This window comes from Phyllobacterium sp. RCAM01083, assembly GCF_055685835.1.
Genome location: NZ_JBVFZN010000005.1, coordinates 3,092,882 through 3,112,148, shown reverse-complemented (window position 1 = coordinate 3,112,148; position 19,267 = coordinate 3,092,882). Strand labels below are relative to the sequence as shown.

Genomic DNA, 19,267 nt, shown 5'->3' with positions numbered 1-19,267 from the left:
TAGCTTGGCTGACACGGCCCTGCCATTGTGCATCTTGCCGCAAAGACCGCTATTGAAATTAATGTGTTAGGATCGACACACCAGAGCATTTCCGGCCACACCGACCGGAAAAAGCTCTAGAAAAGACGGAACTTCTTGTTGGGCCGGTCTTCCTCGTCGTCAGCCAGCACACCCGGGTCATCCGGCACCGGAATGACCAGTTTTTCTTCCTCACGCTGCATAGTAGCAGGCGCCGTTTCCGCCAGAGACGGCAGGACGGACGCAATGCGTTCATGGGCATGCGGCTCTTCCGGTTTTGCCGCCACGGGCTTCATCGCAGGCTCAGCGGGTACAATTTCCGCATCCACAATATCGGCATCCGCTTCAACAACACGTGCCGCCGGTTTTTCGGCAGATACCACCACGGATTTCGCCGGGATCAATGGCTCTGCGGCCTCGCGCACCGGCGCAGACTGGACGGGTTTGGCTGCCAGCGCGCTGTCGAAATCATCGCGTGCATCGATTACCGTTCCCAATTGCTCGACGGGAACCTTCCACTCGAACGCATTCAGCTTGCCGGTGACCGGCGAAGCGGGAGCCCAGCGCTCCGAAACATAGCCGTCAGCGGTCCAGGCGGGATCGCGGGGCGCCTTGACGGCCCGTGACAGCCACTGGCGCACGCGGCCCTGATCGCCTGTCTGCGCCTCCTCGATATCGGCCAGCAGCAGATAGGCACTTTCGCGCGGCGCCGTGCGCAACACGGTCTCGGCGGCCTCACGCGCTTCCTTCAATTCACCGGCAGCCAGCGCCGCATGGGCTATGGCCAGGTTCGATTCCGCATGGTGCGGATAAAGCGAAGCCAGATGACGGGCGCGCTTCAGACGATCGAACACTGAATCTCCCAGGCGCGCATGCACGTAGGTTTCCGCCACTTCCGGGTGTGGCTGCTTCTTCCACACATGCTCCAGAATTTTCGAACCCTTGCGCAGATCGGCCTGTTGGAACAGCACTTTTGCTGCGATAATGGCGGCCGGGATCAGATCGGGCGCAAGCTTGTTCGCCTCGATAGCAATGGGTTTCGACCCGACCGGATCACTTTCGAACGTATCGAGCGCCTTGGCGGTCAGAAGAACGGCACGTTCCCGCTTTGCCGTGTCCTTGTCGATCTGCTTGGTGGCTTTCTGGGTCTCCAGCAATTCAAGCGCACCATCCCAATCGCCATGGGCGGTTTTTTGGCCAAGGGCTGCCGTGGCGGCCCATTCGACGTTGGGTGCCAGAAGCGCTGCCTGTTCGGCATATTGCAGCGACGCATCCCGTGCACCAAGGCGTTGCGCTTCGAGATAAAGTCCGCGCAGGCCGAGCAGCTTGGTCTCCGGGTCATCCAGCATCGCCTGGAATTTCGCCCTGGCATCGTCCGAACGGCCTTCCAGCATGGCGGCCTGCGCGTCCAGAAGCTTGATCAGCGGCTCCTGATCGACATTGAGGAGTTTTTCCGCCTGTTTGATCATGCGCCGGGCCGTTTGCCCGTCCCCCGCACCCGCTGCAATCAGACCGGTGGACAGGGATTGATAGCCACGATCACGCTTGCGGGCCCGGAAATGGCGGCGCAGGGCATAAGGCGAGCCAATAACGCTCTTGATGATCCACCAGACCAGCATGACAGCGGCCACAAGCGCCACGATGGCGGACGCGGCCACCATGAGGCTGACCTTGTGCTGCATCCCGGCAAAGGTGACGACGAGATCGCCGGGCCGGTCGGCGAGCCATGCAAAACCAAACCCCAGCACCAGAACGACGACAAGGAAGGACAGAACTTTGATCATGGTCATCTTCCCTTACTGCGCCGCAGCCGGCGTTTTCATGCCGGTCAATGCATTGGAGAGCGCCTTGGAAACGATCTCGCCTGCCTTCTGACGGGCGCGCATGGCATTGGCGAAATCGGTCGAGACGGCTTTGGCCGATTCGGGCAGCTTGTCCCATTCGGCAATGGCCGCAGGCAGATCACCGCCATTGAGATGCGCCTCTATGCGCGCGGTGATGGCAGCAACGCCTTCACCCTCGACAAGGCCCACAGGACGCGATTCCACCAGCGCGCTGGCGCTTGCCCATAGCCGGTCGACAATACCCGCATTGGGATCAACCGTTCGCGTCGTCGCAATGATTTTTGTCGCCACGTCGCCGAACTGGCTTGCTAGCATGCTGACGGTCGGAACACCGGCCGAGGCAGCATTACGCAGCCCCTCGGCATCAGCCGAGGCCGGCGCGACAGCAAGATATGTGTCGAGCTCCGCCGCAAAAGGCCCGCCCCGGTCGATCGCCGACTTCAGGCCGGTAGCGGCGATAGCCAGTGCCATGGTGTTCTGGCCGGCATTGTCCTGCACCTTCGTTTCCAGCGCATCAAGCCGCGTCTGCAAGGCTGCTGACGTCTGCGCCTCCTCCGCGAGTGCGCCGGCGGCTTGCTCTGCCTTCTGCTGACTGGCGGTCAGTTGCGTTTCGAGCGATGCGATACGCGCATCGATGGCACTGGTGTCAACAGAACTGCCTGTGCCTGCGGCCTTGGTCTGGGCATCCGCCAGATTTTGCTTCAGGGCTTTTACGTCGGCGGCAATGCCGGACACCTGACCCAGGGCCTGCTTGGCATTTTCCACGGCGCCGTTCAATGCAACCTGTGCACCTTCATCGAGACTGGCCTTCGCCGGAGCGGCGGCGCGCAATTCGGCAATCTGTTGCTCCACAGTTGAAAGGTCGGCTTTGGGCGATGGCAATACGCCAGCCCATTGCAGCGCGGCCGCACCAAGCAAGGCCACCACGCCGCCGATGAGTCCGGCCGTCAAACGTCCAAGCGGATCGCCTGCCTTTGGCGCAGCAGCAACAGATGCCGGGGCCGCTGGTGTTGACATTTCGGCAGATGGCGACCGGCCGAACGACGTGCCCTGTTGCAATGTCTCTTCTGCCTTCACCTTTTCAGCGCTGGCTGTGGAAGCCGTTTCTACGGGCTCGTCTTTCGGCGGCTGTGGCTTGGCATCCGTCTTCGGGCTGAAGCCGACCGGCTCCGGCTGCGGCACATTCGCACCGGCCGGGGCGCTTTTCACAATATCCGATGGCTCCAGTTCTATCGTCACAGGCTTCCGGGCTGACTTGGAATGACGGGGAACGGATGATTTGGCCATGGACACTCTCTTCAGAACAATTGGGTTGACTGAAACCCCAAGCTAGCAGGGAAGTTCCGCTTCGGAAACGTCATGCAGCGACGAATGCCATTCACCTATCGTCCTGCGTCCCTTCCAGGAGGTCAAACAGTGCGTCTTCATCCGGCCTGCGGGCGATCCTGACCGACGGTTTGTTGAAGCCCTTGAGATCATCGGCAATACGCTGCGACAGGCATAAAAATAGCGTATTATCAAAGAGATGCGTCAATCCTGCGGCCTCGGCTAGAGTTGACAGGACGCCTGCACTCATGCGCGAATAGAGCAGACAGCAATCAATATTTCTTGAGCCGAGCGTTTTGGTCAAAAACTCAGTTGTATAACTGACTGAAATTGTGTCGTAGACCGATATGGAAGAGCAACGGAACCCTGCTTTCGCCACGGCGCGCTCAAAGCCCGGCGATCTGACGTGACCGGTCAGATAAAGCAGGGAGTCACTTGAACACAGCTCTTCAATGATCGTTTCCGCCAGCGATTCTCCATCGCCATCCCCCGTTGTCACCGTCTCAAAGCCACGGGCGCGTGCCGCATCCGCGGTTGCCTCACCCACGGTGAAACAGGGCAACTGGAGATACGGCGCAAGCAACGCTTCGCTGGCATGGACCAGCGCATTGGCGCTTGTGGCGACAAACGCATTGAATGTGCCTTCAGGCGCTGCCGGGTTCAGGGGAACAATTTCCGTGAGCGGCAAAAGCATGGGCACGTAACCCTGCACACGCAGCCGGTCGGCGGTTCTGGTCGCAGCTGGCAGGGGCCGTGTAACCAGAACAGTTTTTTCCATCAGAGCCAATCCGTAAAGAAATGCGCTCCAGCCTTTGCTCTGACGCGGGCGGCCGCATCCCGCCCGATGGCGGCTGCATCCGCCACATCGCCCTCGCCGGTCACTTCATGGGCTTCCGAACCATCCGGGAGCAGGATCATGCCGTGGAAGCTCAGGGTGTTGCCGGAAATCGTCGCAAGACCGGCGATGGGCGTGCGGCAGGAACCATCGAGCGTGCCGAGGAACGCGCGTTCACAGGCCAGCGCCGTCGAGGTTGCAAAATGATTGAGCGGCGCGACCAGCGCATCAATTCGCGTATCGCCGATTCGGGTTTCCAGCGTGATCGCCCCCTGTCCGGGTGCTGGTGGAAAGCTTGCCACGTCCATCAGGGCGGTCGCGACATCGCCAAGACCAAGGCGGCGCAAACCCGCATAGGCCAGGAAAGTGGCATCCACATCACCATCGGCCAGCTTGCGCAGGCGCGTTTCCACATTGCCGCGAAAGTTCACAACCTTCAGATCCGGCCGCGATTTGAGAATCAAGGCCTGGCGCCGCAGCGAGGCAGAGCCGACAACCGCACCCAAAGGCAATTCCGCCAGCGTTTTCACGCTACGGCCGATGAAGGCATCGCGCGGATCTTCGCGCTCCAGAAAAACCGAGAGATGCAGCCCCTCTGGCAGGAAAGTCGGCATATCCTTGGACGAATGCACGGCCAGATCAATGCGGCCATCCGCCAGCTGCTCTTCGATTTCAAGGGTGAACAGGCCCTTGCCGCCAACCTCCGACAGCGGACGATCCTGAATCCGGTCGCCGCTGGTTGAAATCACCACGATCTCGATGTCGTCTTCGCGCAGGCCATGGGCTTTAACCAGCCGATCACACGTCTCACGGGCTTGTGCGAGTGCAAGCGCACTCCCACGTGTACCGATCTTGAGCGTTTTTGTTTGCATTAGTCGCAGTCCGTGTTACGCGAGTTTGAATTATCCGGCCCTAACTAACGGGCTTTTGTGCAACGGGCAATGCGACGAAGGATGTCAGGGTCATCGATGCGGGTTTTGGGCATAGAAACAAGCTGTGACGAAACGGCAGCTGCGGTCGTTGAGCGCGACCACAACGGTCACGGACGGATCCTCTCCAACGTGGTTCTGAGCCAGATTGACGACCATGCGCCCTATGGCGGCGTCGTGCCGGAGATTGCCGCGCGCGCCCACGTGGAAGTGCTCGACCGGCTGATCGGACAGGCGCTGCATGAGGCCCACATGACCCTGGATGAGGTTGATGCGGTGGCAGCAACCGCTGGTCCCGGCCTGATCGGCGGACTGATCGTCGGCCTCATGACCGGCAAGGCCATTGCCATGGCCGCGCAAAAGCCGTTTTACGCCATCAATCATCTCGAAGGTCATGCCCTGACGCCCCGCCTGACCGACCAGATCGATTTTCCCTATCTGCTTCTCCTTGTTTCCGGCGGCCATACCCAGATGGTGCTGGTCAAGGGCCTCGGTGATTATGAACGGCTTGGCACGACCATCGACGATGCCCTCGGCGAAGCCTTTGACAAAACAGCAAAACTGCTTGGCTTGCCCTATCCCGGCGGTCCCGAAGTGGAAAAGGCGGCGCAATCCGGCGATCCCGACCGCTTTTCCCTGCCAAGGCCGCTCAAGGGCGAGGAGCGGCTCGACTTCTCCTTCTCCGGCCTGAAGACGGCCGTGCGCCAACTGGCAACCACACTGGAACCGCTGTCGCAGACGGATGTGAACGATATCTGCGCCGCGTTTCAGGCGGCCGTTGCCGATACGCTGAATGACCGCGTATCGCGCTCGCTTGCCCGGTTCCGCGCCAGATTTCCTGATGTGAAGGAACCCGCGCTGGTCGTCGCCGGTGGTGTTGCCGCCAACAAGGTCCTGCGGACCTGCCTGCAGGACCTGTGCTCCGGCAACGGCTTCCGCTTCATTGCGCCGCCTATGGCGCTGTGCACCGACAATGCGGCGATGATCGCCTGGGCCGGGGTGGAACGGGCCGGGCATATGGCCGCCGATTCGCTCGATATCGCGCCGCGCTCACGCTGGCCGCTGGACATGCAATCCGCCCCCCTGATCGGTGCCGGGCGCCGGGGAGCCAAGGCATGAGTTCCAGACATCACATTGCAGTCCTCGGCGGGGGTGCCTGGGGCACGGCCCTTGGCGCCATGGCAGCGCAAAATGGACATGATGTGCGCCTTTACGCCCGCGACGCCGCCATCGTTCATTCCATCAACGCGCTTCACCGCAATGAAACCTACCTTCCGGGCATTGACCTGCCAGCGTCCTTGACTGCCAGTACGGACGCAGCGAGCGTACTTTCGGGCAGCGATTTCATTCTTTGCGTCATTCCGGCGCAAGCCATGGCGGGCGCTCTCGAGGAGTTGAAGCCCCTGATCCCGAGGGCCGTGCCGCTGATCATCTGCGCCAAGGGTATTGATCGCAAACGCGGACTGCTGATGTCCAGCCTGGTCGGGGAGATCATCCCGGAACAGCTGATCGCCGCTTTGTCCGGCCCCAGCTTTGCCAGCGACGTGGCAAGAGGCCTGCCAACCGCCGTAACCGTTGCTGCCGAAAGTCAGGCCGTGGCAGACCGCATTGCGCTGGCCCTTTCGGGTCCGACATTTCGCTGTTACTCAACGGACGACCTTGTCGGCGTCGAGATCGGCGGCTCCCTGAAAAACGTGCTTGCCATTGCCGCCGGTGCGGCCATTGGCCGGGGTTTTGGCGCCAGCGCGCAGGCGGCGCTTGTGACACGCGGCTTTGTCGAACTGCGGCGGGTGGGTCACGCACTGGGCGCCCGGCCGGAGACGATCATGGGCCTGTCCGGCCTCGGCGATCTGCTGCTCTCCTGCTCGACCTCCCAGTCGCGCAACTATTCCTACGGCCTTGCCCTCGGCCGGGGCGATGACCTGACGGGCAGGCCGCTGGCGGAAGGCGTGGCGACGGCGGCTATTGCCGCGGAGCTGGTCGCCCGGCACTCCATCGAAGCTCCCATCATCCGAGCGGTTGCCCGCATTCTGGACCGCAGTATTACCATTGACGAGGCGGTCGAAGCTCTGCTTGCAAGACCACTGAAAAACGAAGATTAGAAATCTGATTGTCCGTATCGGAGAAACCGAATGCTCTACGCTCTACTTTGCAACGACAAGCCCGGCCATCTGCAGGTGCGTCTCGATACCCGCGCCGCGCATCTTGACTATCTCAATGGTCTTGGCGACCGCCTGAAATTCGCGGGGCCCTTCCTCGGGGACGATTCCAAGCCCAACGGCAGTCTGGTTGTAATCGAAGCTTCTGATGTCGCCGGTGCCCGGGAAATCGCCGCAAACGACCCCTATGCCAAGGCTGGTCTGTTTGCATCGGTCGATATCCGCCCATGGAATTGGGCTATCAAGAATCCAGACAGCAAATAGGTTCAAACATGGCATTCTGGCTTTTCAAATCCGAACCCGATGCATGGTCCTGGGAGAAACAGAAGGAAGCGGGCGCCAAGGGTACCGAATGGACCGGCGTGCGCAATTATCTCGCGCGCAACAATATGCGCGCCATGCAATTGGGCGATAAGGGTTTCTTCTACCATTCCAATGAAGGTCTCGAAGTCGTCGGCATCGTCGAGGTCTGCGCGCTGGTGCATCATGATTCGACCACGGACGATCCCCGCTGGGAGTGCGTTGACATCCGTGCGGTTAGGGACGTGCCGAAACCGGTGACGCTCAAGGACGTCAAGGCAAACCCCAAGCTGGAAAAAATGGCCCTCGTCACCTCGATGCGCCTTTCCGTGCAGCCGGTCACTCCGGACGAATGGGAGGAAGTCTGCCGTATGGCCGGGCTTGTTCCCGCGCCCCAATGATCGCCCGTCATGGATGAGCAGGCGCTTGATCCCAACAGCGAACGCTACCGGCGCTTTGTTCGGGCGAACACCACGCTGCAGGCGCCGCCGCATGTGCCGGAGATAAACCTGTATCTGGCCGATGAAGCCCATGATCTCTGGCACAAGACGGAGGAGGAACTGGCGACCATTGGCCTGCCGCCACCCTTCTGGGCGTTTGCCTGGGCTGGCGGCCAGGGCGTTGCACGTTACGTCCTCGATCATCCTGACACGGTGAAGAACAGGACCGTTCTCGATTTCGCTTCCGGTTCCGGTCTTGTCGGCATCGCCGCTGCAATGGCCGGAGCGGCACGTGTCACCTCCTGCGACATCGACCCCTTTACCCGCCCGGCCATCCTTCTCAACGCCGATGCCAACGGCGTCGCGGTCGAAACCCTCATTCACGACCTGATCGAAACGGACCATGATTGGGACGTCGTCCTGGCCGGCGACGTCTTCTATGAAAAGCCGCTGGCGGACCGGCTCGTCCCATGGTTCACCGCGCTCGCCGCGCGCGGGGCGACCGTGATTGTCGGCGATCCCGGCCGCTCATATTTCCCGAAAAACCTGCTGGAAGAACTGGCGGTCTATGCGGTGCCGGTCACGCGCATCCTCGAAGATTCAGAAGTGAAACGCACCACTGTCTGGCGATTCCGCCGCTAGCAGGGCTCTAGCGCAAGACCCGGATAACCGTTTCCGGTGACAGAAATGGCAGCAACCGGTCCATATCCCGTCGATTCAGGGCGATGCAGCCTTCCGTATGGGTATAGCCGGGCCGCGCCAGATGAAAGAAGATGGCACTCCCGCCGGAACGCCGCCTTGGCCTGATGTTCCAGTCCATGACGATGCAGACATCATAGAGATCGTCCTTGCGCCACATGGTTTCATGGCTGGCGTCGTAGGGAATGCGTACCTTGCGATTGTAATTGCGGTCATCACCCACCTCGCACCAGCCGTCGGTGCGGCGCAATGCGTGCAAGTTGAGGCCAGTCGGCGCGATCACCCGTTTGTCTGGGCGTTTGAAGCCGTAGAGCAGCCGCATGCGCGCCAATGGCGTTCCCCCGTCGCCCTCGCGTTTGAAAGCGGTGATCCCGCCCTTTCCCAGGGCGCAATGCAAAACCATCTGGCCAGCAATCAATTGCCCCCGGCTGCGGTGGCCGGGTTTGCGGCGAACATCGATCATTTTCAACGCAGTGCGACTCATGCTTGCCTCATAAAAAGCATTTTTATGTCAGACTGATGCGCCGCATAAGCAATATCAAGCCAGTCCTCTTTCTTTCCGGAACAATTCGACTTAAATTCCAACCACTTCTTTGCACGGGCGGGAAACCATATGACAGCACGCACCATTCTTATCGTCGATGATGATACTGATCTTCGCGCCATCCTGGTCGAGCAGCTGAGCCTCTATGAAGAGTTCCAGATCATCGAGGAAGACAATGCGACCAAGGGTATCCAGTCCGCGCGCAATGGCGTCGTCGATCTCCTGATCATGGACGTGGGCCTTCCCGACATGGACGGGCGGGAAGCGGTCAAGCTTCTGCGCAAAGGCGGCTTCAAGGCACCCGTGATCATGCTCACGGGCCACGACACTGATTCGGATACGATTCTCGGCCTCGAATCAGGCGCCAACGACTATGTCACCAAGCCATTCCGCTTTGCCGTGCTGCTGGCACGCATCCGCGCGCAATTGCGCCAGCATGAACAGAGCGAGGACGCGACCTTTGTTGTCGGCCCGTACACGTTCAAACCCGGCCAGAAAATGCTGATCGACGCCAAGGGCGGCAAGATCAGGCTGACGGAAAAAGAAGTCGCGATTATCAAGTATCTTTACCGTGCCGGCGGCAAGGTCATCACCCGTGATGTGCTGCTGGAAGAGGTCTGGGGCTATAATTCCGGCGTGACGACCCACACGCTGGAGACCCACGTCTACCGGTTGCGACAAAAAATCGAGCACGACCCGTCGAATTCAAGCATACTTGTTACCGAAAGCGGGGGATACAAACTCATTCCTTGATGCCGATCAGGTCAATCTAGGTATATGTCTGTTCTTACATGGCAATTGAAGATGATATTCGCATTCTGGAAACAGTGGGACTGTTCGGGACATTCACCCGCGACCAGTTGCGTCTGCTTGCCTTTGGGACAGAGCGCCTCGTCCTGAGGGAAGGCCGCGAACTCTACCGCGAAGGCCAGTCCGCCGATTGCGCCTATGTGATCGACCGGGGAACCATTTCGCTGTTTCGCGAAGGCCAGTCCGGGCGTGTCGTGCTCAAGAGTGTGGGCCCCGGCGCGGTTCTCGGCGAAATGGCGATCATTGCCCAGACCAAGCGCCTCACCAGCGCCATGGCGGACACGGAAACCGAAGTCATCCGGCTCAATCGCTCGCTGTTCCGGCGTATTCTTGAGGAGTACCCGGAGATTGCCGCCGCACTCCATACCCAGATTTCCGCAGACTTGAGCGAGATGATCGCGGCAATCAGCCGATATGAGCATCTGTTCGGCAGCCAGTAACGGCCCAAGCGATCTTTAGTCCAGATTGAACCGGGCAATGACCGGCACGTGATCGGACGGACGGTCCCAGCCGCGCGCTTCGCGCAGGACGGTGATGCTGGCAAGATCATTTTCCAGATCCGGTGACCCCCAGATATGATCGAGACGGCGACCGCGATCAGCCGCAGCCCAATCAGCGGCGCGGTAGCTCCACCACGTATAGATCTTTTCGTGCGGCGGAATGTAATGGCGCATCAGATCGCTCCAGCCGCCGTTCTTGCGCAGGGCCTCGAAGGTTTCCGTCTCGATCGGCGTATGGCTGACCACTTTCAGCAGTTGCTTGTGCGACCACACGTCGGTTTCGAGCGGTGCAATATTCAGATCACCCACGAGCAACGAGGCATGGCCATCGCCATAAACGGCATTCATCGCCTTCATTTCTTCGAGAAAGCCGAGCTTGTGCGCGAATTTCGGATTGATGACCGGATCCGGTTCGTCACCGCCCGCAGGCACGTAGAAATTATGGATGCGCAGCCGCTTCGATCCGGCCGTGACAATCGTGCTCAGATGACGGCAATCGGCAATGTTGCAGAAACCCACCCGCGCCGGCTCCGACAACGGCCGGCGTGAGAGCGTGGCAACGCCGTGATATCCCTTCTGGCCGCTGATCTCGATATGTTCATAGCCGGCCATATGGAAGGCCTCGCGCGGAAAGAGATCATCGGGACATTTCGTCTCCTGCAGACACAGAACGTCCGGCTGGTGATCCCGCAGGAATTGCAGGACCAGATCAAGACGCAGGCGCACGGAATTGATGTTCCAGGTGGCAACGGAGAAAGGCATGGGGGAGGAATCTCGCGATAGAATGGATTGACGCGAGACTAGACCATCTCTGCTGCGATTGAAAATCGAAAGGCCGCTCGTCCACACGCGATTGGTGCAACGATGCGGCCCTGGGAACGATGAATAGGTCAGCGCTTCATGGCGATGCGCGTGTAGTCAATTGTGAACATGTCCTTGGCGAACTTCACGTCCTTGCGGACATTGGTGATCATGACCGTCGTATCAAGACCCTGCGCATCGGTGATCGTCCACTGGCGCAGCTCATAGGTCTTCGGATCGAACATCATCTTGATGGTCGAGTTGCCGAAGACAGATTTGTCGCCGAGGACGATCGTGGTCATGTCGGGCTCTTCCTTCACGGATTTCACCCGGTCGCCGGTCAGGTCGATCTGGTCGGCGAGGAGCAGCTTCAACGGTGTCTTCGACAGGGGATAGAGATCCCACGTGTCGAGCTTGCGGTTGTTGATCACGACGGATTCACCATCGGAAATGACACGGATCGGCGATGGCTTGTTGTAGGTGAAGCGAATCTTGCCCGGACGCTCGATGTAAAACGTGCCTTCGGTTTGTTCGCCGCGCGGACCGAACTGAACAAAGTCACCGGTCATCGTCTTCACGCTGGAAAACTGGTTGGCGATCTGCTGGGCGCCATTGATGGCGGCAGGTGCCGCCTGAGCGTTTGCCTGTCCGGAAATGCCAGTCGCGCCAAGAAGCAGCCCCATGCCAACCACGGAAGCCGCAGCACATGTCCGGGCAAAGGTGCCAATCGTGCGAAACGAAGCTTTGGTCGTTGTCATGGTGTTATGTCTCCTGTCTTATTCTCTTGCTGTATACCCGGTCAGTTTGACCTGACTATGGCCGAGAAACGGCGGGAAACCGCAACTTGTTCCTCAAATTCGTGACGCATCGACATACACGTCGGTTACGTAACGCTGCATCATGCCGTTATGTAGTCATTCATTGCGTCCGTTACAGGACGCGCCGGCGAAAATGCTACGTAACGGCGCTTAAAAATCATCGTCCTGTGTCGGCACGAGAATGTCGCGCTTGCCCGCATGGTTGGCAGGGCCGACGATGCCCTCCTGCTCCATGCGCTCGATGATCGAGGCCGCCCTGTTGTAACCGATGCCAAGGCGGCGCTGGATGTAACTGGTGGACGCCTTCTTGTCGCGCAGCACCACGGCAACAGCCTGATCGTAAGGATCATCCGAATCTTCAAGATTGGATGTCCCGGCCGGGCCACCGCCCATATCGTCTTCGTCGTCCTCTTCCGTGATCGCATCGAGATATTCGGGGACGCCCTGCAGTTTCAGATGATTGACGATCTTTTCCACTTCGTCGTCACCGACAAACGGTCCGTGCACGCGCTGGATACGCCCGCCGCCCGCCATGTAGAGCATGTCGCCCATGCCGAGCAGCTGTTCGCCGCCCTGCTCACCCAGAATGGTGCGCGAATCGATCTTGGAGGTGACCTGGAAGGAAATGCGGGTCGGAAAGTTCGCCTTGATCGTGCCGGTAATGACGTCGACCGACGGACGCTGTGTCGCCATGATCACGTGAATACCGGCTGCACGCGCCATTTGCGCCAGACGCTGCACCGCACCTTCGATGTCCTTGCCGGCCACCATCATCAGATCGGCCATCTCATCGATGATCACGACGATATAGGGCATGGGCTGCAAATCGAGCTCTTCCGTCTCGTAGACCGCCTCGCCCGTTGCCCGGTCGAAGCCGGTCTGCACGGTCCGGGCAATCCGCTCGCCCTTCTTCTGCGCCTGTTCAACCCGCTGGTTGAAGCCGTCGATGTTGCGCACGCCGACCTTGGACATCTTGCGGTAGCGGTCTTCCATCTCCTTGACGGTCCATTTCAGCGCTACGACGGCCTTCTTCGGATCGGTCACGACGGGCGTGAGCAGATGCGGAATGCCGTCATAGATCGACAGTTCTAGCATCTTCGGATCGATCATGATCAGGCGGCACTGTTCCGGGGTCATGCGGTAAAGCAGCGACAGGATCATGGTGTTGATGGCAACGGATTTACCCGAGCCGGTGGTGCCTGCAACGAGCAGATGCGGCATCTTCGCCAGATCGGCGATGACCGCCTCGCCATTGATGGTCTTGCCCAGCGCCAGCGCCAGCTTGGTCTTGGTCTGCTCAAAATCCCGGCTGGCCAGCAATTCCCGCAGAAAAACCATTTCGCGGGTCTGGTTCGGCAGTTCGATACCGATGGCATTGCGGCCCGGCACGACGGCAACACGCGCTGCAATGGCACTCATCGAGCGGGCAATGTCATCGGCCAGCGTGATGACGCGCGACGACTTGATGCCCGGAGCCGGTTCCAGCTCATACAGCGTTACGACGGGACCGGGACGTACATGGATGATTTCACCCCTGACGCCAAAATCTTCAAGCACACCTTCCAGCAGCCGCGCATTCTGCTCAAGCGCTTCCTTCGAAAGGCTTGGGTTGCGAACCACGTTCTTCGGTTCGCTGAGGAAATGCAGCGGTGGCATTTCAAATTCGTCGGATTTGATCAGGGATGTCTGGGCTTCGCGCTGCACGCGCGCGCCGGTCCGGGGCGCCGGGGCTGGCGTGGCGATCCGCGCCTTGCCGCCGGGTATTGCTGTCGGGCGCGCGGGCGCTGCCTGCGGCGCCCAATCGTCCACCTCATCGTCTTCGCTGAAAGCGATCGGATCGTAGTCATCGGGTTCGTGACCGAAACCGTCATTGCCGATGTCGATTGACGGCGCTTCAATGCGTGGCGCTTCGTCATAAAAACCTGGCTCGCGGCGTGCCCCGTTCTGCCCTGCCGTTGGAGCATCGGCGAAGAGATCATCATCATTGTGCCGTGCCGCCGCACTGCGCGCACTGCTGTAAAGCCCGGCGCTGCGCCCGAACAGACGGCGGAAGAGAGCCTTGATGCTGAGGAACCAGTGGGTCAATGCGCCGAGCGCCAGCCAACGGCCGCCTTCGCTTTCCTCGTCATCCTCGTCCTCGTCGTCAAAGTCCTCTTCCTGCGCCACGTGACGGCCGGACTTCTTGGCGACGACCGGCTCGCTGTCGCGATAGGTGAGCCCGCTGGCAAAGCCGAACACCCACAGCGTCGGCAAAGCGAGAACGGCGACCAGGATCATGGCCAGACCGCCACGCGGGAATGTTCCGGTGAAGATCGCCGGGATTTTGAGAACCATGTCGCCAAAAACACCGCCCAGCCCGATGGGCATCGGCCAGCTTGCGGGAATGGTGAAGCAGCCGGCAATGGCCGCCGCCATCAGCGATGCGCCGAACCAGGCAATCGCCCGCCGCGGCAAACGGTCGACGCCACGGCCGGTCAGCATCAGACCACCCCAGAATAGGGCCGGCATGAGCGCGACAACCGTCGAAAGGCCGAAGAACTGCATGCCGAGGTCGGCAAAGACCGCGCCGGCATAGCCAAGGGCATTGCGAACCGGATTGGAAGTGGCGTGGCTGAAGCTCGGATCGATCACGTTCCATGTCGCAAGGCTGCCAATGGCAAAGGCAACGAAACAAAACAGCGCCAATCCCCAGACAATCTGGATCTGTCTGCGGAAAAGGGTCGTCAACCCGTGCCGGTTTTCTTCGATCGCATAGGAGGCTGAATATCCTTGACGCATGAAATCTCGCCCTAAGTAAACGCACGCACGGCGGTCGTGAGTAACCGCAGATTCGATTCCCACGTTACGGCGCGGATGGTTAAGGGGGCATTAACCATGGCGAGCCCGAGCGAAATTACATTGGCGGAGCTGCCATCCCGGCTTCGACAAGCTTGCCTGCCGCAACAAAAAAGGCCCGGAAAACCGGGCCCTTTTCAGTTCCTGTCAAAAGCCGCCCATTAATTGTGGTAGGCCGCTTCACCATGGGAGGTGAGGTCGAGACCGATGGATTCGGCTTCAGCGGTCGGACGCAGGCCAACAACGACATCGACGATCTTGTAGAGGATCAGCGAACCGATGCCGCTCCAGACCAGCGTGACAAGCACGGCCTTGATCTGCACGAACACCTGCGCGCCCATGGTGACGCCTTCCGCATAACCGACGCCGCCAAGCGCCGTGCTGGTGAAGAAGCCGGTGCCGATGGCGCCGATGATACCGCCAATCCCATGCACGCCGAAGACATCGAGGCTGTCGTCATAGCCGAGCCTCGGCTTCACCACGGCCACCATGTAGTAGCAGATGATGCTGGCAATGGCGCCAAGGAGGATGGCGCCGACCGGACCGATGGTTCCGGCAGCAGGCGTTACTGCAACCAGACCGGCAACAACGCCGGATGCGGCACCCAGCATCGAAGCCGTCTTGCGGGCGAGCGCTTCGATCACAACCCATGCAACAATCGCACCGGCCGTTGCCGTGAAGGTGTTGATCATCGCCAGCGTCGCAATGCCGTTGGCCTCGAGAGCCGAACCGGCGTTGAAGCCGAACCAGCCGACCCACAGGATCGAGGCACCGATCATGGTGAGCGGCATGGAGTGCGGCGCCATCATGTCGCGGCCAAGACCGGCACGCTTGCCGATGACGAGAGCACCAACGAGACCAGCAATACCGGCATTGATGTGAACGACGGTGCCGCCGGCAAAATCAAGCGCGCCCCAGCCATAGATCAGGCCATTGGAATCCCAGACCATATGGGCGATCGGGAAGTAGACGAACGTGACCCAGAGAATGACAAACAGGATCGTTGCCGAGAATTTGATGCGTTCGGCAAAAGCACCGATGATCAGTGCCGGCGTAATGGCGGCAAAGGTCATCTGGAAGCAGATGAACACATACTCGGGAATACCAACGCCTTTGGTGAAAGTTGCGGCAACCGAAGCCGGCGTCACGCCGGAAAGGAAGACCTTGCCAAGACCGCCCCAGTAAGGGCTTGTGCCGCCGCCGAAGGCGAAGGAGTAACCGTAGAAAACCCAGATGATCATGACGACGGCAGCAATGCCGGTGCACTGCATCAGGACGGAAAGCACGTTCTTCGCACGGACGAGACCGCCATAGAACAGGGCAAGGCCCGGAACGATCATGAACAGGACGAGGACGCTGGAGATCATCATCCAGGCGGTATCCCCTTTGTTGACAGTCGGCGCAGCGGCTGCGGCGGCATCCGCTACCGCAGGCGCCGCTTCCTGAGCGAGTGCGGCCAGCGAACCGAATGCGGTCAGCGCCAGCGAACCCAGAAGGGTACTGCGCACCGCGGATGTCAGACTGGTTGGAATTTTCATTATTTTCTCCTTAAACCCCAAATGACTCAAAGCGCATCGGTGTCAGTTTCGCCCGTACGGATACGGACGGCCTGATCAATGCTGAGAACGAAAATCTTCCCGTCACCGATCTGGCCGGTTTTGGCGGCCGTGGTGATGGCTTCAACGGCGGTGTCGACGAGCTCTGACGCGACAGCCACTTCCACTTTCAGTTTGGGAAGGAAGCTGACGGCATATTCCGCGCCACGATAAATCTCGGTGTGTCCTTTCTGGCGGCCATAACCCTTCACCTCGGTGACGGTCAGGCCCTGGATGCCGACAGCGGTAAGTGCTTCGCGCACTTCGTCCAGCTTGAACGGCTTGATGATGGCCATCACAATTTTCATTGACTATACCCCTGCGCTAGCGCGGCACCCCTCAGGTGGAATTACCTGAACGGCAGCAACCCGCGTTGAACCCATCCCCTAAGCCTTGATGGCCCTTGGCGACTGGTGAGGAGTATTCAAGTTCCGTGCCAGACTCGAAGAATAATACTAAGTCATTGATTATATATGGATATTTTTATCAATTTGGCAGTGCACAATACATTATCCGGCAACATGCCTAAAAATTAGGCATTTCAATCTGCGTGGTCGATTTTCACTCGACCGGATGCACACGAATTAGGCCTTCCTGGGCCGTCGAGGCAATCAGCGTGCCATCGCGGCTGTACAAGGCGCCCCGATTGAAGCCACGGGCACCGGCAGCGCTCGGGCTGTCTGCCGTATAAAGCAGCCAATCATCGAAATTGAAGGGGCGGTGGAACCACATGGCGTGATCGAGGCTCGCGACCTGCAAATCTTTATCGAAAATCGAGCGGCCATGGGCATAGAGCGAGGTATCCAGCAATGTCATATCCGAGAGATAGGCCAGAACCGCCGCCTGCAGGGCACGGTCATCCGGAACCGGGCCCGTTGTCCTGATCCAGACGTTCTGCTCCGGCGGCAGCTTTTCCCGCGTGAAGTAATGGGTCAGGGACAGCGGCTTCATCTCGATGGGACGGTCCTGCTCCCAATATTTGCGCACATTGGCTGGCGCATTCTGCAGATACTGCTCCTTGAGGTCCTTGTCGCTCATCAGCTTTTCCGGCGCGAGAACATCGAGGGGTATCGGCTTTTGGTGCTCAAGTCCTTTTTCCTCGATCTGGAATGAGGCCTCCAGCGAAAAAATCGCATGCCCGTGCTGGATCGCCACCACGCGCCGGGTGGTGAAACTCGCGCCGTCGCGGATGCGATCCACCTCGTAGATAATCGGCACTTTCGGATCGCCCGCACGCATGAAATAGCTGTGCAGGGAGTGGACGTGACGCTCGGGATCGACCGTGCGCTGCGCCGCCACCAAAGCCTGACCGATAACCTGCCCGCCAAACACCCGCTGCCAGCCGACCTGCGGACTGCGACCTCGAAACAGGTTGTGTTCAAGTGTCTCAAGGTCGAGTATGGACAAAAGCTCTTTCATGGCATCAGACATGACGGGCGCGACTCCTGTTCGTACGGTCGGCATAATAGTGCCTGAATCCGCTTGCAACAGGAACAGGTGAACAAGTCAAGCGCCACGTCGGCGCAAGAGCAAAGGGAAACCGGAGGCAATCATGGCTGAAAGAACCCGCACACACAGATCAGAAGTCCCTGGCACCACCGATATCGTGATTGCGGGCGCCGGCTATGTCGGCATGGCGACCGCCGTTGCACTCAAATCCTCTGCGCCGCACCTGGCTGTCACGGTGATCGACGCGGCGCCGGCCGGTGTCTGGCGCAAAGACACCCGCGCCTCGGCCATCGCCGCCGCTGCGAGCCGCATGCTCGACCGGCTCGGCTGCTGGGAGGAAATCCTGCCGAAGGCACAACCGATCAACGAGATGATCGTCACGGATTCGCGCACCTCCGATCCGGTCCGCCCGGTCTTCCTGACCTTCAATGGCGAAGTCGAGCCTGGTGAACCCTTCGCCCATATGGTGGAAAACCGCGACCTCAACGCTGCCTTGCGTTCGAAAGCTGAACAGATCGGCGTCACCTTTGTCGAGGGAACGCCCGTCCATGGCTTTGACAATGGCGACGTGCATCTCACGGTGCGTTACGGCGATGACAAGACGCTGCGCACGCGCCTGCTGCTCGCGGCCGACGGCGTCAAATCGCGGCTGCGCGATATGGCGGGCATCAAAACCGTGAACTGGGAATACGGCCAGTCGGGTATCGTCTGCACGGTCGCCCATGCACGGCCGCATAACGGTCGCGCGGAAGAGCATTTTCTCCCCGCGGGCCCGTTTGCCATTCTGCCACTCAGCGGCAACCGTTCCTCGCTTGTCTGGACCGAGCGCACTGCGGACGCGGAGCGGTTGATCAGGGAAGATGATTTCGTGTTCGAAGCCGAGCTCGAACAGCGTTTTGGCTTGAAACTGGGAGAATTGCGGATCGAAGGACCGCGCAAGGCCTTCCCGCTTGGCCTGACACTGGCACGCGATTTCGTCAAACCGCGCTTTGCGCTCATCGGCGATGCGGCCCATGGCATCCATCCCATTGCCGGTCAGGGCCTCAATCTTGGCTTCAAGGACGCAGCGGCGATCGCCGAGACCATTGTCGATGCCGACCGCCTCGGTCTCGACATCGGCTCCATCGCGGTGCTCGAGCGCTACCAGACCTGGCGCCGGTTCGACACGGTACAGATGGGCGTGACCACCGACGTCCTCAACCGTTTGTTCTCCAACGATAATGTGCCGGTGCGGGCCCTGCGCGACTTTGGGCTGGGCCTTGTCGAGCGCATGCCGCGGCTCAAAGGATTTTTCATCCGTCAAGCCGCGGGATTGTCGACCACATCGCCGAAGCTGCTTCAGGGTCAACCGATCTGAAGCAGCTT

General features: G+C 59.9%; 19 protein-coding genes. 8 read left to right on the top strand and 11 right to left on the bottom strand.

What is annotated here, in order from left to right; genetic code table 11:
* Window positions 1-116: 116 nt before the first annotated feature.
* From ACZ25R_RS22115 to hemC, 4 genes are all read right to left on the bottom strand, one after another.
* Window positions 117-1,808: a heme biosynthesis HemY N-terminal domain-containing protein gene (locus tag ACZ25R_RS22115; protein ID WP_472462233.1), complete on the bottom strand. Its 1,692-nt coding sequence runs from the start codon at window positions 1,806-1,808 to the stop codon at window positions 117-119.
* A gap of 6 nt (window positions 1,809-1,814) precedes the next feature.
* Complete coding sequence (locus tag ACZ25R_RS22110; protein WP_472462232.1) at window positions 1,815-3,149, bottom strand: COG4223 family protein; 1,335 nt, start codon at window positions 3,147-3,149, stop codon at window positions 1,815-1,817.
* Window positions 3,150-3,240: 91 nt separating this feature from the next.
* The gene (locus ACZ25R_RS22105) at window positions 3,241-3,966 is read right to left on the bottom strand and encodes a uroporphyrinogen-III synthase (RefSeq protein ID WP_472462231.1); all 726 of its coding nucleotides are present in this window, start codon (window positions 3,964-3,966) and stop codon (window positions 3,241-3,243) included.
* Window positions 3,966-4,895 (bottom strand): hydroxymethylbilane synthase, encoded by a 930-nt coding sequence (hemC, locus tag ACZ25R_RS22100; protein WP_472462230.1) that lies wholly within the window; start codon window positions 4,893-4,895, stop codon window positions 3,966-3,968. Before hemC ends, ACZ25R_RS22105 begins: the two co-directional genes overlap by 1 nt.
* A gap of 96 nt (window positions 4,896-4,991) precedes the next feature.
* Here hemC and tsaD point away from each other — a divergent pair, with 96 nt between their 5' ends.
* Genes tsaD through ACZ25R_RS22075 form a run of 5 tightly spaced genes read left to right on the top strand, consistent with a single transcriptional unit; the run spans window position 4,992 to window position 8,493 of the window.
* Window positions 4,992-6,071 carry a tRNA (adenosine(37)-N6)-threonylcarbamoyltransferase complex transferase subunit TsaD gene (gene tsaD, locus ACZ25R_RS22095; protein WP_472462229.1) on the top strand — a complete coding sequence of 360 codons (1,080 nt, stop codon included), beginning with the start codon at window positions 4,992-4,994 and terminating at the stop codon, window positions 6,069-6,071.
* On the top strand, window positions 6,068-7,054 hold the full coding sequence (locus ACZ25R_RS22090; protein WP_472462228.1) for an NAD(P)H-dependent glycerol-3-phosphate dehydrogenase: 987 nt from the start codon (window positions 6,068-6,070) through the stop codon (window positions 7,052-7,054). Before tsaD ends, ACZ25R_RS22090 begins: the two co-directional genes overlap by 4 nt.
* A gap of 30 nt (window positions 7,055-7,084) precedes the next feature.
* On the top strand, window positions 7,085-7,375 hold the full coding sequence (locus ACZ25R_RS22085) for a YciI-like protein (protein WP_346305192.1): 291 nt from the start codon (window positions 7,085-7,087) through the stop codon (window positions 7,373-7,375).
* An 8-nt stretch (window positions 7,376-7,383) separates the two neighbouring features.
* Window positions 7,384-7,812 carry an EVE domain-containing protein gene (locus tag ACZ25R_RS22080; protein WP_105734242.1) on the top strand — a complete coding sequence of 143 codons (429 nt, stop codon included), beginning with the start codon at window positions 7,384-7,386 and terminating at the stop codon, window positions 7,810-7,812.
* Window positions 7,813-7,821: 9 nt separating this feature from the next.
* Window positions 7,822-8,493, top strand: coding sequence for a class I SAM-dependent methyltransferase (locus tag ACZ25R_RS22075; protein WP_472462227.1), 672 nt, complete (start codon window positions 7,822-7,824; stop codon window positions 8,491-8,493).
* A 7-nt stretch (window positions 8,494-8,500) separates the two neighbouring features.
* Here ACZ25R_RS22075 and ACZ25R_RS22070 read toward each other — a convergent pair whose 3' ends face one another.
* Window positions 8,501-9,034: a L,D-transpeptidase family protein gene (locus ACZ25R_RS22070; protein WP_472462226.1), complete on the bottom strand. Its 534-nt coding sequence runs from the start codon at window positions 9,032-9,034 to the stop codon at window positions 8,501-8,503.
* 129 nt (window positions 9,035-9,163) lie between these two features.
* Here ACZ25R_RS22070 and ACZ25R_RS22065 point away from each other — a divergent pair, with 129 nt between their 5' ends.
* Together ACZ25R_RS22065 and ACZ25R_RS22060 are read left to right on the top strand one after the other, a co-directional pair.
* Window positions 9,164-9,847, top strand: coding sequence for a response regulator transcription factor (locus ACZ25R_RS22065; RefSeq protein ID WP_091879514.1), 684 nt, complete (start codon window positions 9,164-9,166; stop codon window positions 9,845-9,847).
* Window positions 9,848-9,885: 38 nt separating this feature from the next.
* Window positions 9,886-10,344 (top strand): cyclic nucleotide-binding domain-containing protein, encoded by a 459-nt coding sequence (locus ACZ25R_RS22060; protein WP_464661827.1) that lies wholly within the window; start codon window positions 9,886-9,888, stop codon window positions 10,342-10,344.
* A gap of 15 nt (window positions 10,345-10,359) precedes the next feature.
* On the opposite strand, the gene ACZ25R_RS22055 is transcribed toward ACZ25R_RS22060, so the two are convergent.
* The 6 genes from ACZ25R_RS22055 to tesB all read right to left on the bottom strand — a co-directional run bounded on the left by ACZ25R_RS22055 (window position 10,360) and on the right by tesB (window position 17,884).
* The gene (locus ACZ25R_RS22055) at window positions 10,360-11,166 is read right to left on the bottom strand and encodes an exodeoxyribonuclease III (protein ID WP_403180097.1); all 807 of its coding nucleotides are present in this window, start codon (window positions 11,164-11,166) and stop codon (window positions 10,360-10,362) included.
* A gap of 128 nt (window positions 11,167-11,294) precedes the next feature.
* Window positions 11,295-11,963 carry an outer membrane lipoprotein carrier protein LolA gene (locus ACZ25R_RS22050; RefSeq protein WP_464661831.1) on the bottom strand — a complete coding sequence of 223 codons (669 nt, stop codon included), beginning with the start codon at window positions 11,961-11,963 and terminating at the stop codon, window positions 11,295-11,297.
* 210 nt (window positions 11,964-12,173) lie between these two features.
* Complete coding sequence (locus ACZ25R_RS22045; protein ID WP_472462225.1) at window positions 12,174-14,801, bottom strand: DNA translocase FtsK; 2,628 nt, start codon at window positions 14,799-14,801, stop codon at window positions 12,174-12,176.
* 218 nt (window positions 14,802-15,019) lie between these two features.
* Complete coding sequence (locus ACZ25R_RS22040) at window positions 15,020-16,396, bottom strand: ammonium transporter (protein ID WP_472462224.1); 1,377 nt, start codon at window positions 16,394-16,396, stop codon at window positions 15,020-15,022.
* 26 nt (window positions 16,397-16,422) lie between these two features.
* The gene (locus tag ACZ25R_RS22035; RefSeq protein WP_105734234.1) at window positions 16,423-16,761 is read right to left on the bottom strand and encodes a P-II family nitrogen regulator; all 339 of its coding nucleotides are present in this window, start codon (window positions 16,759-16,761) and stop codon (window positions 16,423-16,425) included.
* 253 nt (window positions 16,762-17,014) lie between these two features.
* Window positions 17,015-17,884 carry an acyl-CoA thioesterase II gene (gene tesB / locus ACZ25R_RS22030; RefSeq protein ID WP_472462223.1) on the bottom strand — a complete coding sequence of 290 codons (870 nt, stop codon included), beginning with the start codon at window positions 17,882-17,884 and terminating at the stop codon, window positions 17,015-17,017.
* 121 nt (window positions 17,885-18,005) lie between these two features.
* Here tesB and ACZ25R_RS22025 point away from each other — a divergent pair, with 121 nt between their 5' ends.
* Window positions 18,006-19,259 carry a ubiquinone biosynthesis hydroxylase gene (locus ACZ25R_RS22025; protein ID WP_472462222.1) on the top strand — a complete coding sequence of 418 codons (1,254 nt, stop codon included), beginning with the start codon at window positions 18,006-18,008 and terminating at the stop codon, window positions 19,257-19,259.
* Window positions 19,260-19,267: the final 8 nt, after the last annotated feature.

What these genes read in the sequence shown, in the direction of transcription:
- ACZ25R_RS22115 (WP_472462233.1), bottom strand. Translation starts at nt 1,808, where the DNA reads ATGACCATGATCAAAGTTCTGTCCTTCCTTGTCGTCGTTCTGGTGCTG.
- ACZ25R_RS22110 (WP_472462232.1), bottom strand. Translation starts at nt 3,149, where the DNA reads ATGGCCAAATCATCCGTTCCCCGTCATTCCAAGTCAGCCCGGAAGCCT.
- ACZ25R_RS22105 (WP_472462231.1), bottom strand. Translation starts at nt 3,966, where the DNA reads ATGGAAAAAACTGTTCTGGTTACACGGCCCCTGCCAGCTGCGACCAGA.
- hemC (WP_472462230.1), bottom strand. Translation starts at nt 4,895, where the DNA reads ATGCAAACAAAAACGCTCAAGATCGGTACACGTGGGAGTGCGCTTGCA.
- tsaD (WP_472462229.1), top strand. Translation starts at nt 4,992, where the DNA reads ATGCGGGTTTTGGGCATAGAAACAAGCTGTGACGAAACGGCAGCTGCG.
- ACZ25R_RS22090 (WP_472462228.1), top strand. Translation starts at nt 6,068, where the DNA reads ATGAGTTCCAGACATCACATTGCAGTCCTCGGCGGGGGTGCCTGGGGC.
- ACZ25R_RS22085 (WP_346305192.1), top strand. Translation starts at nt 7,085, where the DNA reads ATGCTCTACGCTCTACTTTGCAACGACAAGCCCGGCCATCTGCAGGTG.
- ACZ25R_RS22080 (WP_105734242.1), top strand. Translation starts at nt 7,384, where the DNA reads ATGGCATTCTGGCTTTTCAAATCCGAACCCGATGCATGGTCCTGGGAG.
- ACZ25R_RS22075 (WP_472462227.1), top strand. Translation starts at nt 7,822, where the DNA reads ATGGATGAGCAGGCGCTTGATCCCAACAGCGAACGCTACCGGCGCTTT.
- ACZ25R_RS22070 (WP_472462226.1), bottom strand. Translation starts at nt 9,034, where the DNA reads ATGAGTCGCACTGCGTTGAAAATGATCGATGTTCGCCGCAAACCCGGC.
- ACZ25R_RS22065 (WP_091879514.1), top strand. Translation starts at nt 9,164, where the DNA reads ATGACAGCACGCACCATTCTTATCGTCGATGATGATACTGATCTTCGC.
- ACZ25R_RS22060 (WP_464661827.1), top strand. Translation starts at nt 9,886, where the DNA reads ATGGCAATTGAAGATGATATTCGCATTCTGGAAACAGTGGGACTGTTC.
- ACZ25R_RS22055 (WP_403180097.1), bottom strand. Translation starts at nt 11,166, where the DNA reads ATGCCTTTCTCCGTTGCCACCTGGAACATCAATTCCGTGCGCCTGCGT.
- ACZ25R_RS22050 (WP_464661831.1), bottom strand. Translation starts at nt 11,963, where the DNA reads ATGACAACGACCAAAGCTTCGTTTCGCACGATTGGCACCTTTGCCCGG.
- ACZ25R_RS22045 (WP_472462225.1), bottom strand. Translation starts at nt 14,801, where the DNA reads ATGCGTCAAGGATATTCAGCCTCCTATGCGATCGAAGAAAACCGGCAC.
- ACZ25R_RS22040 (WP_472462224.1), bottom strand. Translation starts at nt 16,396, where the DNA reads ATGAAAATTCCAACCAGTCTGACATCCGCGGTGCGCAGTACCCTTCTG.
- ACZ25R_RS22035 (WP_105734234.1), bottom strand. Translation starts at nt 16,761, where the DNA reads ATGAAAATTGTGATGGCCATCATCAAGCCGTTCAAGCTGGACGAAGTG.
- tesB (WP_472462223.1), bottom strand. Translation starts at nt 17,884, where the DNA reads ATGTCTGATGCCATGAAAGAGCTTTTGTCCATACTCGACCTTGAGACA.
- ACZ25R_RS22025 (WP_472462222.1), top strand. Translation starts at nt 18,006, where the DNA reads ATGGCTGAAAGAACCCGCACACACAGATCAGAAGTCCCTGGCACCACC.